The sequence below is a fragment of the Acinetobacter venetianus RAG-1 = CIP 110063 genome (genome assembly GCF_000368585.1).
Lineage (GTDB): Bacteria > Pseudomonadota > Gammaproteobacteria > Pseudomonadales > Moraxellaceae > Acinetobacter > Acinetobacter venetianus.
The window spans coordinates 1,246,235-1,261,245 of sequence record NZ_KB849558.1 but is presented as its reverse complement, the minus strand read 5'-3'; the positions used below and the strand labels follow the sequence as shown (position 1 = coordinate 1,261,245).

At 40.0% G+C, this 15,011-nt stretch carries 14 protein-coding genes; 7 read left to right on the top strand and 7 right to left on the bottom strand.

Annotated features, from left to right (window positions below):
- Positions 1 to 4 precede the first annotated feature (4 nt).
- Positions 5 to 1,333, top strand: coding sequence for a sensor histidine kinase (locus tag F959_RS11480; RefSeq protein ID WP_004880327.1), 1,329 nt, complete (start codon positions 5 to 7; stop codon positions 1,331 to 1,333).
- On the opposite strand, the gene F959_RS11475 is transcribed toward F959_RS11480, so the two are convergent.
- The 7 genes from F959_RS11475 to pcaU form a co-directional block, all read right to left on the bottom strand.
- Positions 1,330 to 2,025, bottom strand: a complete 696-nt coding sequence (locus F959_RS11475) for a response regulator transcription factor (protein ID WP_004880325.1) — start codon at positions 2,023 to 2,025, stop codon at positions 1,330 to 1,332. The two genes, F959_RS11480 and F959_RS11475, sit on opposite strands and share 4 nt — an antisense overlap.
- A gap of 15 nt (positions 2,026 to 2,040) precedes the next feature.
- Positions 2,041 to 2,517, bottom strand: a complete 477-nt coding sequence (locus F959_RS11470; protein WP_227499192.1) for a chalcone isomerase family protein — start codon at positions 2,515 to 2,517, stop codon at positions 2,041 to 2,043.
- 78 nt (positions 2,518 to 2,595) lie between these two features.
- Positions 2,596 to 2,964 carry a roadblock/LC7 domain-containing protein gene (locus F959_RS11465; RefSeq protein WP_004880321.1) on the bottom strand — a complete coding sequence of 123 codons (369 nt, stop codon included), beginning with the start codon at positions 2,962 to 2,964 and terminating at the stop codon, positions 2,596 to 2,598.
- Between the two features lie 36 nt (positions 2,965 to 3,000).
- A complete protein-coding gene (locus F959_RS11460; protein WP_004880320.1) occupies positions 3,001 to 3,567 on the bottom strand; it encodes a nuclear transport factor 2-like protein in 567 nt (188 codons plus the stop codon).
- Between the two features lie 130 nt (positions 3,568 to 3,697).
- Positions 3,698 to 5,299, bottom strand: a complete 1,602-nt coding sequence (locus tag F959_RS11455) for a bifunctional aspartate transaminase/aspartate 4-decarboxylase (RefSeq protein WP_004880318.1) — start codon at positions 5,297 to 5,299, stop codon at positions 3,698 to 3,700.
- 54 nt (positions 5,300 to 5,353) lie between these two features.
- A complete protein-coding gene (aspT, locus tag F959_RS11450; protein ID WP_004880316.1) occupies positions 5,354 to 7,039 on the bottom strand; it encodes an aspartate-alanine antiporter in 1,686 nt (561 codons plus the stop codon).
- 360 nt (positions 7,040 to 7,399) lie between these two features.
- Positions 7,400 to 8,224: an IclR family transcriptional regulator PcaU gene (pcaU, locus tag F959_RS11445; protein ID WP_004880314.1), complete on the bottom strand. Its 825-nt coding sequence runs from the start codon at positions 8,222 to 8,224 to the stop codon at positions 7,400 to 7,402.
- Positions 8,225 to 8,472: 248 nt separating this feature from the next.
- Between pcaU and F959_RS11440 the strand changes: the two genes are divergently transcribed.
- The 6 genes from F959_RS11440 to F959_RS11415 all read left to right on the top strand — a co-directional run bounded on the left by F959_RS11440 (position 8,473) and on the right by F959_RS11415 (position 14,980).
- Entirely contained in the window at positions 8,473 to 9,156 is a 684-nt protein-coding gene (locus F959_RS11440) for a 3-oxoacid CoA-transferase subunit A (RefSeq protein WP_004880311.1), read from the top strand.
- A 10-nt stretch (positions 9,157 to 9,166) separates the two neighbouring features.
- The gene (locus tag F959_RS11435) at positions 9,167 to 9,820 is read left to right on the top strand and encodes a 3-oxoacid CoA-transferase subunit B (protein WP_004880309.1); all 654 of its coding nucleotides are present in this window, start codon (positions 9,167 to 9,169) and stop codon (positions 9,818 to 9,820) included.
- Between the two features lie 411 nt (positions 9,821 to 10,231).
- Positions 10,232 to 11,440, top strand: a complete 1,209-nt coding sequence (gene pcaF, locus F959_RS11430) for a 3-oxoadipyl-CoA thiolase (protein WP_004880307.1) — start codon at positions 10,232 to 10,234, stop codon at positions 11,438 to 11,440.
- Between the two features lie 8 nt (positions 11,441 to 11,448).
- Positions 11,449 to 12,804, top strand: a complete 1,356-nt coding sequence (gene pcaB / locus F959_RS11425; protein WP_004880306.1) for a 3-carboxy-cis,cis-muconate cycloisomerase — start codon at positions 11,449 to 11,451, stop codon at positions 12,802 to 12,804.
- Entirely contained in the window at positions 12,801 to 13,586 is a 786-nt protein-coding gene (gene pcaD, locus F959_RS11420; RefSeq protein WP_004880305.1) for a 3-oxoadipate enol-lactonase, read from the top strand. The genes pcaB and pcaD overlap by 4 nt, the downstream gene beginning before the upstream one ends.
- Positions 13,587 to 13,627: 41 nt before the next feature.
- Positions 13,628 to 14,980, top strand: a complete 1,353-nt coding sequence (locus F959_RS11415; RefSeq protein ID WP_004880304.1) for a 4-hydroxybenzoate transporter PcaK — start codon at positions 13,628 to 13,630, stop codon at positions 14,978 to 14,980.
- Positions 14,981 to 15,011: the final 31 nt, after the last annotated feature.

The window sequence follows — 15,011 nt, the reverse complement described above, 5'->3', positions numbered from 1 at the left end:
ACCTATGTTGAAAAGCAAAAATAATGAGGCAAGTACACATCCACTCACGGAGATGTTTAATCGTCATTATTGGCTGCAAATTGGGTTGATCGCACTTTCAATTATCATCGGTATTGCTTGTAGTGCATGGGTAATCAAAGGTTCGTTACTTAAAACTGCACTTGAGCAAGAGATGGAACATTATTGGATGCGAGTTGATCGCAATCCAAATGCAGATTTACCAGATACCAAAAATCTGTATGGTTATCGTTGGGAAACTCAAACCCCACCACCAGCATTTAAAAATCAAGTCTTACAACAGGGCGTACACCGAATTTTTGTCGATGGTAAAGAACGGATGACGGTTTACGGAGAGCGAAAAGGGCAGCATGTGCTGCTGGTGTTCGGCGAAAGTAATGTCAATAAAATCGTCTGGATGTTTGGTCTTGCACCACTCATGTTTAGTTTGATTGTTCTATACAGTTTTTTATGGTGGTCGAATCGCAGAGCGCGTCGCTATTTTTCTCCGATCACACGTTTGGCAAATGCTTTAGAACATATTGATTGGGCGCATCAAAACAAAGAAGCCTCGCCATTTTTAGGTATAAATACCAATGGTAATATGGAGGCTGAGTATTTAAAACAGGCTTTAGAAAAATATCATCAAGTGCTGAGCGAGTTTATCAATCGTGAAAGAGAGTTTACAGGTGACGTGAGTCATGAATTACGTACACCTTTAACCATTCTCAAAGGCAATGTGCAGCTTTGTCAGGCACGATATGGCAATGATAAATCATTGAATCGTATTTCAAATACCATTGAAGATATGCAGCTTTTGGTTGACACCTTATTAGCAATTGCTAGAAATACCACCAATACGCTGACTACTGAACAGATGCTACTGTCGAGTATTATTCAAGATTTAGTCAATGACTTAGAGCCAGTCAGTCAAACCAAAGGAATGGAAATCAAGGTGCAATATGACCCACATGAGTTTCCGCGATTGATTCATCCTTCGATGACTAAAATGGTTTTAAGTAATATCCTACGAAATGCATTGAATTATTCTCAAGGTACAGATATTCATATCATTCAACGCAAGAACAGTATTGTGATCGCAGATAATGGGATTGGCATTACTATGCCGAATGATTCTAAGGTTCAGGAACTAAGCAGCTCTCAATTGCAGCTGACGGCAAAAGGTCATGGAATAGGATTACAACTGGTACAAAAACTCTGTACGCAGTTAGGGTGGAGAGTCGAACTATTTGATCGACAATATTATTTAACCACACATCCACATCTACAACTTGACAATACAACGGGTCTTATCGTGGTTGTGTATCTCAATTAATGCGCTTCAGCATCGAAAGCAACTTTAAGCCCAACACCTGAAATGGTGTGAATTAACTTTTCTTCAAAAGGTTTATCGACCATTTTTCTTAAATTATAAATATGGCTGCGTAACGCATCACTTTCAGGTTCTTCATCCCCCCAGAGTTCGATAATAATTTCTTGTTTTGTAATGACTTTGGGTGAGTTTCTCATCAAGATTTTAAGTAGTTTGAATTGAATACGCGGTAATTCTATCGCTTGACCCGCACGAGTGACAGTTTGAGTTGAACTGTCTAGAATGAGATCATGAATTTGGATTTTACTGGATGATACTTCGCCCAATGAACGTTTGATCAATGCTTTGACACGCATTACAAGCTCATTAAAATCAAAAGGTTTGACTAAATAATCATCTGTTCCAGCAGTAAAGCCCTTTAATTTGTCATCCAAGGTATCTCGTGCAGTGAGCATTAAAATAGGAATGTCTTTACCTTGATCCGTTCTGAGCCATTCGCATAAATCATATCCAGAACCATCAGGTAGATTAATATCAAGTAATAGGAGATGGTAGGGCTGAGTTTTTAGAAAATTACGTGCTGCATCTAAATTACGTGCATGATCAATGACGAAACCATGTTCCTCTAAAAATTCGCAAACCGTAGCGGCAAGTTCGTAATGGTCTTCGACCATAAGAATAAATTGATTGCTCATAATCGTTTGATCAAGTTATTGATTTAGTAGTTGTTGCTTTAATTTAGCATTAAATGGAGAACTACCAAACCATATTTTAAAGTATTGATTGGCTTGTTGATCGGTAATTGAACCTAATGGTTTTTGGTTGAGAGAAAGACTTAATGTTTTATTGAGCTGATTATAATTTAATGAATATAAATCACCTTTTTTTACAGGCTTATATAATTCAGTAATTTGATTTAGAACGGAATTATTAGAAAAATTGGTCACATTCTTTTTCAGGAAATGTGTTGCAGCCCGTTTAAATGCCCATTCTGGAATATTCTGAGTATAAGTGAAATCTAGGCGAATATTTTGATTTTCCCAATTTTGATGGCAGTTCTCTGCATAATAACTGACGGAACCCACATTTTTACTCGTTGCTAATAGTGGAGCTGTTTTGCAGATTTGAATATTTGCATGTGCAAATTTAATCGGTATGAGAACAAATAAAATACTTAACCTAGTCATTATCGAAATTAAACGAGTATTCATTCACCACCTCAATATTTGCTGCCTATTTGGTTATAGCTGTTTTAATCTTCAAAATTAATAGGTATAGAAATTTAAATTACGTTCTAATTTTTGAATTTCATGACGTGCATAGCCTAAATTCGTATGCTCACGATCTAAAACCGCATATAAAAACAGGCCATGGTTGGTTTCTAGCGGAGTAATGATGTGATACTGATTGTCAGTACTCATCAAAACACTTTCTAGAAAATCATTAGGATCAATTTCATTCATTAATTGCTTTTGGTAATTAAATAAATTTGCACCTTCAGCAGCGGCAAGATCGATATTAAAGAACTCATCACCAATGGTTTCTAAAATAGAACCATCGAAGGTATCGACCAAAGCTAAAACAATTAAACCTTCAATTTTATTTAATCGTTTTAATAATGAATGATTGTCCATAATTTATTCTGCACTTTTTTGTGGCTGAATTTTATACTATTTTTTGAACGGCAAGGTCAAAGAATAGCCACTTCCGACATATGGCAGTGAGCGATATAAACCATTTGCAGGATCCCAAAAATCTTGTTGAAAGATAATTAGTTTTTGCTCATTAATTTTGATTTGGCTAATACCATACGAAGACATGGTTTTTGTCCGACCAAACATTTTAAAGTCATAGACCATGTGCCAATGGATATATGCAGAGTCTTGTTTATGAGTCGCACTTATTAATGTCACGGACACATTACTGACGTGTTCATTCATACCTTCGAAATGTTTGATGAGATCCTGTTTATTTGAGAATTGGGAAAGTGTGTCATTGATAAATAATTGATCTGCATAAAGTTGACTGGCGTTTTTGACAAAATTTTCAGTTCCCATCGTATTGAAAGCTGCAACAAAGTTTTGACCAATTTTTTGAGCTTGTTGATCATCTAACATGATTCCCGTAATTTCTTTCTTAGCTTTTTCATAATCAGCGGTGTAACTCGGTACACTTTTACAAGCAGCCAAAGAAAGTAAGGTCAGTGTCGAGACTGCGAGCGTTCTGAGCAATTTCATGTTGATGATCTCATTCCATTTTAGATTTATCTTAAAAGTTGAAATGTGAATGTGATGTGAACTGCTTTTTGAGATACATACAAAAATAAAGCCACTAAATTGTGGCTTTATTTCGATGGACAGGAAAAGCTTATTTTTTGCCTTTCTTGGTTTTTAGGTATTCTTGGTAGGATTCTTCAGCAAAGCGTCTTAAAGAATCACCAATCGCTGCATATTGATATTCATTTAAGTTTGCTAAGGATGCGCGAGCTGAAGGGTGCAGAACGCCGAAACCTGATCCAGGAAGTAAAACCACACCTGTTTCATCAGCTACACGGAATAATAGCTCGGTCGGATTTTTATTTTTCATGACCCAATCTGCAAACTCATCACCATATAACGTGCGAGACGTATTTTCCAGATTTACTAAAGTATAGTAATCAACGGCATTTGGATCTTGAGGAACTTCCACACCAAGTTGTCGATACAGCGCAGCATCACGTTCACGTACAACAGATTTAACGGCTTTCTTATAACTTTGACGTGAATCCATCATATTGAATAATGCAAATAGCACCATTTGGACTTGTTGCGGTGTCGATAAGCCTGCCGTGTGGTTCAATGCCACATTTCGGCTATCTGCGACCAAACGATCAATAAACTTAATACTTGCAGGATCTGTTGTGAGTGAAGAATAACGCTCTTCCAACTCTTTTTTATCTTTCTTCGATAATGCTGCAAGCTTCTTATCAAGAATATTATTGTTGGTGAGCGCGATCACACCTAAACGCCAGCCTGTAGCACCGAAATATTTCGAGAATGAATAAACAAGGATCGTATTGTCAGGACAGATTGCAAATAAAGATTTGAAGTTATCTGCAAAAGTACCATATACATCATCTGTTAAAATCAACAAATCGGGGCGCTTTTTAACGATATCAGCCAAGATTGCTAGCCCTTCATCACTCATTTTTACTGAAGGAGGGTTACTTGGGTTCACCAAGAAGAATGCTTTAATTGAAGGATCTTCTAATTTTCTAAGTTCTGACTCTGGATATTGCCAGCCGAGCTTAGGATCAGCTTCAATAAATACTTCTTCAAGTTGATAGTCGTTGAGCTTTGGAATTTCTAAATATGGCGTAAAAATCGGTGTTCCGATTGCAATACGGTCGCCATTTGAAATGATTTTATTTTCTTTCAATGAGTTAAAAATATAGGCCATCGCTGCTGTCCCACCTTCAACAGCAAACAAGTCAAGGTTTTGCTTGGCCATACCTTGTATGCCCATTTCACGCAGAACATACTCTTTAATAATCGTTTCACTGATACGTAGCATTCGGTCTGGAACGGGATAGTTACAACCTAAAATTCCTTCAACCATTTCGAGCAAGAAAGCATCAGGATCTAAACCAAGTTGATCCCGAACATAAGAAACAGCTTTTCCTAAGAAAATAACACCTTGTTTATCTTGATTCTGCATCACAAAGTTATCAAAGCGTGATTGCAAACCTACAGGTCGTGGATATCCACCAAGACCTTCTGGCATATAAGAAAAAGAGAACTCTGATTCTGTGGTTGAAAATAAACCAAGTTGGAAAAAAGCTCGACGGGGGATCGTTGCTAAGAAATTTGGATTTCCTCGACCTGCATTGAGCATAAGGCGATCGGTTCTACTTTGCGCTAACTCAATTAGATTATCTTTTAGCTCGAATGGACTCAGTTTTGAATATTTAGTGTAATCAACGTTCCCCATGGGAAGTCTCCTTAATTATAGTGAAGCGATTAAAATGTTTATAACTGTTAGTTTTTAAGCTAAACCCACGATTAATGGGCCTAACAAAGTAAGAAATACATTTGCGAGGGCATAAGTGATCGCAAAAGGAACCGTTGGAATAGAATTACCAGCTTTGTCTAAGACGCCCCCAAAAGCAGGGTTTGCACTTCGTGAACCAGAGAGTGCACCAGCCATGACTGCAACATTGTCATAACGTAAAACATAGCGGGCAAAAAGCATTGAAAGAATAAGAGGAACGAGTGTAACAACGACTCCGATCATGAAAAGCGATAAGCCACTTTCTTTGATGGTTTGGATGGCCTGTAAGCCAGATTGAAGTCCAACGGCTGCAACAAAACCTGCCAGACCAAGATCTTTTAACAGTTGTGAAGCTGCTAATGGCATATTGCCATGTACTTGATTTCGACTGCGTAACCATCCGAATAAAAGACCAGATAGTAATGCACCACCACCTGCACCGAGCGTGAGAGGAACACCACCAATGCGAACAACAAATAAGCCAACAATGAGACCGACCACTAAGCCAGCCCCATGAAAGATCCAATCTGTTTTTAAGCTTTCAGGCAGTGCTTTACCTGCCTCTTTTACTAAACGATCTAAATCACTTTTTGTGCCGTAAACAGTAATCAAATCACCTTGCTTTAAAATGGTATCGTCACTCAATGTTTGAGATTCATCATTACGTTTGATTGCAAGTACATAGATGCCATGTTTCAAATAATCGGGTGTATTGGCTTTAATATCTCCCAACGTTCGATTTATGTATTTTGAATTTCTTAAAATTACATCTGAGGTATCCATAATCATCTCCATACCTTGAGATGATTGAAGTTCAGTACCAATATGCTCTGAGATTGAAACTACACTTGCACGACGACCTACAATTAAAATGACATCATCTGTTTGTAACGTTACTTCTGGCGCAACATCAATGAATTGATCTTTTCGTTTAAGCCGTTCGACTGTGATACTCGGTTGTGTTTTTTCAAGTTCTGCAATTGCGATGCCATTGGCTTGCTTTACTTTATAAATACGCCCAACGATTTCAGGCATTGCTAATTCTTGGCCTGGGGCAAGCTCGAAAGCACCTTTTAAACGTTCTGATTGTGCCTTTAATGCATCATCATGAATTTCTCTTCCCATAAATTTAGGCAAGATATTTACACAGATGATGATGGCGCCAAGCGAACCAAAGATGTAAGTCACTGCATATCCGATCGCTACATTTGCCTGTAACTTTTGAATTTCGGCTAGGGGGAGGTCTAGACGAGAAATTGCATCACCAGCGGTGCCAATGATAGCTGACTGAGTCATACCACCAGCAGCCAGACCTGCGGCTAAGCCTTTATCCAAATTAAAGATTTTAGCCATAACAAGTACGGTAATAAGACCACAAACTGCCATGAATACCGCGAGTAAAATTTCTTTAATCGATTGGGGTCCAAGAGATTTGAAAAACTGCGGACCACTTTCAAAACCAACCGCATAGATGAACAATGCGAATAAAATTGCTTTAACACCGTTATCAACAGGAACGCCTATCAGACTTAATACCACTGCAACAAGGAGTGATCCTGCAACACCGCCAAACTGAAATTTTCCGAATTGAAACTGACCAATCCAGAAGCCAATTGCTAAAGACAGGAACAGTAATATTTCGGGACTATGTTGCAATTCACTCTGTAACCATTCAATCATTTTTATATCTCTCTTTTATTGTTTGGTATAACTTTGAGTATGAAATTTATTTATTTTTCATGTGCGTTTTAAAATACTATGCATCAATAATAAGAGCAAATATCTTGATTTTATTGAGTAAATTACTTGGATTAATATAATGTAATGATTTAAATAAAATTATTATCATTGCATTTGATTTGTATCATTTAGAAATAAGTTTTTTAACGAAAAGTAAAATAAACTTACTCAATGAAACAATTGTTTGGAAACTTAAAAGACGTGGCTAACATCTAAAATAAATTTGGTTTAAAAGCGACTAAAACATAAATGTCTATAAGTACGAGCAGAGAAAAAATATCTATTTTGAAATAACTCTATCTAAACAACCTGTCTTAAATCACGTGCTGTTTCTAGTAATAATGGCAAAATATGAGTGATGAGATAATCTTTTGTTGTACGCATGGTAGGTGAAACAATATTTAGGGCAGCAACGACATCGGCATTTGCATCATAAATCGGTACTGCAACAGCATGTACGCCCAATTCATGTTCTTCACATGAATAACACCAATCCTGTTCTTTAATTTCATGTAATAACTTTAAAAAAATTTCACTCTCAGTATGCGTATATTTGGTTAAACGTTTAAGTGGATATTTTTCTAACCATTGTTTTTGTGCTTCGTCATCTAGATGGGCAAGCAGAATTTTTCCAGCAGAAGTCGCATGGGCAGGTAAGCGATTACCTAAGTGCAATCCATATGGATTTACTCTGTCTGTTTGTTGGTGTGCTGCACTTCGCGCTATCGTAATTGCTTCATAACCATCTAAAACCATAACTGAATAGATGAGTGAGGTTTGATTAGTAAGTAGATTTAATAAAGGCTGGCAAATTTTTGGTAGTGGAGAGCCATCTAAATAAGCACCTGAAAATTTTAGAATTTTAGGGGTTAAATAATAATAATGGCCATCAAAATCCAAATAACCTAAATATTCCAAGGTCAGTAAATGCCGTCTTGCAGCCGCACGTGTCATGCCTGTTTTTTCAGCGGCAGTGCTCATGTTTAAGCGATGTCGTTCAGGTCCAAAACATTCCAAAATCGCCAAGCCTTTTGAGATTCCTGCAATAAAGTCTTCATGACGAATCGTTTTTTTATTTTCAGAATGATGAATCAATTTTGGCTCTTTATTCTGATCATTTTCCATAATGTGCTCTTTCATTCAAAAAATCATTTTCTAAAATTTATTCTAATCTAAACACGACTGTTTTACTTGGATAATGTTCGATCATCGAACATAAAAAATAATAATCGAACAAAATGAACTTTGTGCTGTAGAACTCTAACGAAAACTTATCAAGAATAAATATTAGAAATCCGAACAAAATACTCAGCTTAGTTTCATCGGTTTTCAGGATGAAAAATTGAGTAATTCATAGTACAGGAAGTAGTCAGATGATTGATAAGAGTAACACCTCATTGACCGAGGTTCTATCCCAAATCCAAGATGGCTCAACCATCATGATAGGCGGTTTTGGAACAGCAGGACAACCCGCTGAACTTATCGATGGTCTGATTGAACTGGGCGTAAAAGAGCTTGTGATTGTCAATAACAATGCAGGCAATGGCGATTATGGTTTAGCCAAACTGCTAAAAACAGGTGCAGTCCGTAAAATCATTTGCTCTTTCCCTCGTCAGTCTGATTCATGGGTGTTCGATGAACTCTACCATGCAGGTAAGATCGAATTAGAACTCGTCCCACAAGGCAATCTCGCTTGCCGTATCCAAGCCGCAGGCATGGGTTTAGGTGCCGTATTCACCCCAACGGGTTTCGGTACGTTATTGGCGGAAGGCAAAGAAACTCGTCATATCGATGGCAAAGACTATGTACTGGAATACCCAATCAAAGCCGACTTTGCTTTGATCAAAGCTTATCAAGGCGATCGTTGGGGCAATCTGGTTTTCAATAAATCTGCACGTAACTTTGGACCGATCATGGCGATGGCTGCGGATGTCACCATCGCTCAAGTCTCTGAAGTGGTTGAACTGGGTCAGCTTGATCCTGAGCACATCATTACCCCAGGCATCTTTGTCCAACATGTAGTTGCCGTTGAAGCCACTTCACCTGTATCAGCATAAGGAGAACAACATGAGCTATCAAAAACTCAACCGTGACCAGATTGCTGAACGTGTTGCACAAGATATTCCTGATGGAGCTTATGTCAATTTAGGCATTGGTTTACCGACCAAGATTTCAAAATACTTACCAGCCGATAAAGATGTGTTTCTGCATTCTGAAAATGGTTTGTTGGCCTTTGGCCCCCCTCCAGCCAAAGGTGAAGAAGATCCTGAACTGATTAATGCAGGTAAAGAATACGTGACTATGCTGACTGGTGGGTGCTTTTTCCATCATGGCGATTCATTTGCCATGATGCGCGGTGGACATTTGGATATTGCGGTACTCGGTGCATTCCAAGTTGCAGCCAACGGTGATCTTGCCAATTGGCACACAGGTGCAGCCGATGCCATTCCTGCTGTAGGTGGTGCAATGGATTTAGCTGTTGGTGCTAAGAAAGTCTTTATCACGACTGATCATGTCACCAAACAAGGTGAGCCAAAAATCGTTGAAGAACTCACTTATCCAGCAACAGGATTGAAATGTGTCGATCGTATTTATACCGATCTGTGTGTGATTGATGTGACCACAGAAGGTTTAAAGGTGATTGAAAAAGTGGATGGTCTGAGCTTTGAAGAATTACAAGCTTTGACAGGTGCTCAGTTGATTGATGCGACGCAGGGATAATGTTGACCAGCCACTAATTACGGGTTAAAGCGAAAGTTTTTTGTATAGGCATTGCCTTACTTTTTAAGGATAACAAGTAACAAAAATCCTTTGTTACTCAGACACAACATCCGTGTTGTGCTGAGTAACGAGGCGACATCCATGTCGCCACCGTGAAATATGGATTGGAATGGTTTAAATGCAGTTTTTTACTCACTTATATTTAGATTTTTTCCAGTAACTAACTATCGTGACAGGCGACATGGATGTCGTCCGTTGGACAGGGAGGCAAGGAAGCCTCCTCTGTTCAACAATGGGTTTTGTCACTTTTGCCCTGTCAAAAGTGAGGCATTACTTACGCAAAGGAAGGATGACTGAACCCGCAATTTGTGGCAGTGGTCACAACAGATTGAAATATGGAAGTGTAAGACTATGAAAAACGCTTATATCATTGATGCCATCCGTACTCCATTTGGTCGTTATGCAGGTGGTTTAGCGCCTATACGTGCAGATGATCTTGGTGCGATACCAATCCAAGCCCTAATACAACGAAATCCAACGGTGGATTGGCAACAAGTAGATGATGTGATTTACGGCTGTGCCAATCAAGCGGGTGAAGACAATCGTAACGTGGGGCGTATGTCTGCATTATTGGCTGGCTTACCTTATCAAGTGCCTGCTACTACAGTGAATCGTTTATGTGGCTCATCTTTAGATGCGATTGCCATGGCAGCGCGTGCGATCAAAGCCAATGAAGCAAACCTGATCATTGCAGGTGGTGTGGAAAGCATGAGCCGTGCCCCATACGTGATGGGTAAATCTGAGAGCGCATTTGGACGTAGTCAAAAGATTGAAGACACCACCATGGGTTGGCGTTTTATCAATCCAAAACTCAAACAAATGTATGGTGTAGACACCATGCCACAAACGGCTGAAAACGTGGCAGAACAATTCAATATCAATCGTGCCGATCAAGACCAGTTTGCCTTGGTGAGCCAACAACGTACTGCAGCAGCGCAAGCCAAAGGCTTTTTTAAACAAGAGATCGTGCCCGTTATCATTCCTCAGCGTAAGGGTGATGCGATTGTGGTGGATAGCGATGAACATCCACGCGCATCAACCACGATTGAAGCCTTAACTAAACTCAAAGGTGTGGTAAAGACCGATGGAACCGTTACAGCAGGTAATGCATCAGGGATCAATGATGGTGCAGCAGCACTCTTGATTGCCTCAGATGAAGCGGTTGCTGAATATCAACTGAAACCACGCGCCAAAATTATTGCCGCCACTACAGTGGGTGTTGAACCACGCATTATGGGATTTGCGCCTGCACCTGCAATTAAGAAATTACTGCAACAGACCAATCTGACACTAGGGCAGATGGATGTGATTGAGTTAAACGAAGCCTTTGCAGCTCAGGCATTAGCGGTAACTCGTGATTTAGGTTTAGCAGATGATGATGCACGTATCAATCCGAATGGTGGTGCGATTGCTTTAGGTCATCCGTTAGGAGCGTCAGGCGCACGCTTAGTCACCACCGCATTGAACCAGCTTGAGCAGATTCAAGGACAGTATGCATTGTGTTCGATGTGTATTGGTGTAGGGCAAGGCATTGCGCTCATTATTCAACGTGTTGAGTGAGGTTTGATATGAGCCAGTTATATGCCAGCTTGTTTTATCAGCCTGAAGTCACGGACATTTTTAGTGATCGTGCTTTGTTGAACTACATGATTCAAGTTGAAGTTGCTTTAGCAAAAACTCAGGCGCAGGTTGAAGTCATTCCGATATCTGCTGCAACGATCATCGAGCAAGTTGCAAAAAATGCATTAGAAGCTATTGATTTTGATGATTTAGCCGTTGCGTCAGGTTTGGCTGGAAATATTGCAATTCCTTTTGTGAAGCAATTTACAGCAATCGTAAAACAACAAGATCAAGATGCTTCTCGATATGTGCATTGGGGTGCGACTAGCCAAGATATTATTGATACAGCGATGATTTTGCAGTGCCGTGATGCATTGCTATTGATCGAAAAACAATTGCAATTTGCTTATCGCATTTCGATTAAACAGGCACAGCAATATCGTAATCAAGTCATGATCGGGCGTACATGGTTGCAGCAGGCATTACCTATTACTTTGGGTCATAAATTTGCGCGTTGGGCAGCAGCATTTAAACGTGATTTAGATCGCTTACAAGCTATGAAATCTAGAGTTCTAACAGCTCAGTTAGGTGGCGCAGTGGGTTCATTGGCCTCTTTAGGAAATCAAGGCTCGGCAGTCGTTCAAGCTTTTGCAGCTGAGTTAAATCTAACTGTTCCTGAATGTACGTGGCACGGTGAGCGTGATCGTATAACTGAAATGGCTGCCACGCTCACAATCATTGTTGGGAATACAGGAAAAATGGCTAAAGATTGGTCATTGCTGATGCAAACAGAAATTGCAGAAGTATATGAGCCGACAGCGAAAGGGCGTGGTGGTTCATCGACAATGCCTCACAAACGAAATCCTGTTGCAGCAGCTTCAGTTCTTGCAGCTGCAAATCGCATACCAGCACTGATGGCTAGTGTTTATCAAAGTATGGTGCAAGAGCACGAGCGAGCTCTAGGTGCTTGGCACGCGGAATGGTTGGCAATTCCTGAAATTTTTCAGTTATGTGCAGGTGCATTAGAGCGGACTACTGACGTGCTTGAAAATATGCAAGTCAATCCTGATGCCATGCAGCGCAACCTTGAATGTACCAATGGATTGATTATGGCTGAAGCGGTGATGATGGCACTTGCAACTAAAATCGGGCGATTGAATGCGCACCAACTAGTTGAGCAAGCTTGTCAGCAAGCCGTTAATCAGCAACAGCATTTAAAAATCACATTATCCGAGATGGATGAAGTCAACGTACATTTGAGTCCAAGTGAACTGAATGAGATTTTCAAACCTGAAACTTACTTGGGCAATATCCAATTACAGATTGATGCAGTACTAAAAGCAGCACAAGGAGATTCGGCATGATGATCAAAATAAGCAATCGTCAAGGCCATCAATTGGCTGTTCAAACATCGGGTTTGCAAGATGGACCTGTACTCATGTTCTCAAATTCTTTGGGTACTGATCATGGGATGTGGCAAGCACAAGTTGCAGCTTTTGCTGAGCATTATCAAGTCATTTCTTATGATACGCGTGGGCATGGTGGTAGCGATGTAATTGCCGATACAACTTTGCAAAATCTTGCTGAAGATGTGGTGGATATTTTAGATGCCTTAACAATTGAAAAAGCCCATTTTTGTGGAATTTCAATGGGTGGCATCACAGCGCTTGAATTAGCGATCCATCATGCTGAGCGTTTTCATAGTATTACCGTTGCGAACTCTGCTGCCAAAATTGGTACAGCCGACGCATGGAATATGCGGGCAGATAGTGTTGAACAAACAGGTCTAGCAGACATCGTGAAAACGACACATACCCGTTGGTTTAGTGAACATTTTGATTATGTACATGATGTTCTGGCTCAAAAAACAATTCAGAGCTTAGCGGTTACACCAGCACAGGGATATGCCAACTCTTGTAGAGCATTGGCAAATGCAGATGTGCAATCACAGCTGAGCTTGATTCAAATCCCAACTTTAATTATCGCAGGTCAATTTGATCCTGTTACTACGGTTCATGATGCAGAGTTCATGCATCAGTCTATTGCAAACAGTCAACTTGAAATCTTGGCAGCGTCTCATTTGTCCAATATTGAACAACCCCAAGTTTTCAATCAGGCATTGGCTAAGTTTATTCAAAAAATATAACCGCAAAGGTTAGAAAGGAATTCGCCTACAAGGAGGCAACTATGGCACAGGAATTTGCTGCCCCAAAAAACAGTATGGATGCACAGGCACTGATTAATGATGCACCAGTAAGCAAGTATCAATGGATGATTGCAATCATTTGTTTTCTCATTGTATTTGTAGATGGAATCGATACTGCTGCGATGGGTTTTATTGCACCAGCATTAGCACAGGATTGGGGAATTGATCGTTCTCAACTCGGTCCTGTAATGAGCGCTGCACTTGGCGGGATGATCATTGGTGCATTGGTTTCAGGCCCAACTGCGGATCGTTTTGGTCGCAAAATCGTTTTAACGATTTCAATGTTGATCTTTGGTGGTTTTACTTTGGCGTCTGCTTTTGCAACTGATCTGAATAGTTTAGTTATATTGCGCTTCTTAACGGGTATTGGTTTAGGCGCTGCAATGCCAAATGCAACCACATTATTCTCAGAGTATTGCCCGCAACGAATCCGTTCTTTGCTCGTCACTTGTATGTTCTGTGGTTATAACCTTGGCATGGCGATTGGTGGCTTCATTAGCAGCTGGTTAATTCCAACATTTGGATGGCACAGTCTATTTTTGGTCGGGGGAGTTTCTCCATTAATCCTCATGATATTGGTGATTGTACTTTTGCCAGAATCATATCGTTTCCTAATCGTCAAAGGTAAAGACTCTCAGAAAGTACGTAACATTCTGAATCATATTGCACCTGAAAAAGTACAGCGTGCTGAAAGCTTCCATATTCCAGAAGAGCAATCTGCTGTTGCAGAAAAGAAAAATGTATTTGGCATGCTGTTTTCTAAGCAATATGCCAAAGGCACAGTTTTGTTGTGGTCAACTTATTTCATGGGATTAGTGGTGATTTACCTACTCACCAGTTGGTTGCCAACTTTGATGCGTGAAACAGGTGCGACTATGGAGCGTGCAGCATTTATTGGTGGCTTATTCCAATTTGGTGGCGTGTTGAGTGCCTTGTTTATTGGTTGGGCAATGGATCGCTTTAATCCAAATCGCATTATTTCAGGTTTCTATTTTATTGCTGGATTGTTTGCAGTGGCGGTTGGGCAAAGCCTTAGTAATCCAACATTATTGGCCATTCTCGTATTGTGCGCAGGTATTGCAATCAATGGTGCGCAATCGTCTATGCCTGCCTTAAGTGCTCGCTTTTATCCTACTCAATGCCGTGCAACAGGCGTGGCATGGATGACAGGTATTGGTCGCTTTGGAGCAGTATTTGGAGCTTGGATTGGCGCAGTTTTATTAGGTAATGATTGGTCATTTACCGCGATTTTAAGCCTCTTAATGATCCCTGCAACAGCAGCTGCGGTCGCAATCTTTGTGAAATCTTTAGTTGCTCATACAGATGCAACCTAACTTTAAATCTTTCGATATCAGGACAACGCCA

Coding starts and splice junctions, on each gene's coding strand:
- F959_RS11480 (WP_004880327.1), top strand. CDS start 5: ATGTTGAAAAGCAAAAATAATGAGGCAAGTACACATCCACTCACGGAG.
- F959_RS11475 (WP_004880325.1), bottom strand. CDS start 2,025: ATGAGCAATCAATTTATTCTTATGGTCGAAGACCATTACGAACTTGCC.
- F959_RS11470 (WP_227499192.1), bottom strand. CDS start 2,517: ATGACTAGGTTAAGTATTTTATTTGTTCTCATACCGATTAAATTTGCA.
- F959_RS11465 (WP_004880321.1), bottom strand. CDS start 2,964: ATGGACAATCATTCATTATTAAAACGATTAAATAAAATTGAAGGTTTA.
- F959_RS11460 (WP_004880320.1), bottom strand. CDS start 3,567: ATGAAATTGCTCAGAACGCTCGCAGTCTCGACACTGACCTTACTTTCT.
- F959_RS11455 (WP_004880318.1), bottom strand. CDS start 5,299: ATGGGGAACGTTGATTACACTAAATATTCAAAACTGAGTCCATTCGAG.
- aspT (WP_004880316.1), bottom strand. CDS start 7,039: ATGATTGAATGGTTACAGAGTGAATTGCAACATAGTCCCGAAATATTA.
- pcaU (WP_004880314.1), bottom strand. CDS start 8,224: ATGGAAAATGATCAGAATAAAGAGCCAAAATTGATTCATCATTCTGAA.
- F959_RS11440 (WP_004880311.1), top strand. CDS start 8,473: ATGATTGATAAGAGTAACACCTCATTGACCGAGGTTCTATCCCAAATC.
- F959_RS11435 (WP_004880309.1), top strand. CDS start 9,167: ATGAGCTATCAAAAACTCAACCGTGACCAGATTGCTGAACGTGTTGCA.
- pcaF (WP_004880307.1), top strand. CDS start 10,232: ATGAAAAACGCTTATATCATTGATGCCATCCGTACTCCATTTGGTCGT.
- pcaB (WP_004880306.1), top strand. CDS start 11,449: ATGAGCCAGTTATATGCCAGCTTGTTTTATCAGCCTGAAGTCACGGAC.
- pcaD (WP_004880305.1), top strand. CDS start 12,801: ATGATGATCAAAATAAGCAATCGTCAAGGCCATCAATTGGCTGTTCAA.
- F959_RS11415 (WP_004880304.1), top strand. CDS start 13,628: ATGGCACAGGAATTTGCTGCCCCAAAAAACAGTATGGATGCACAGGCA.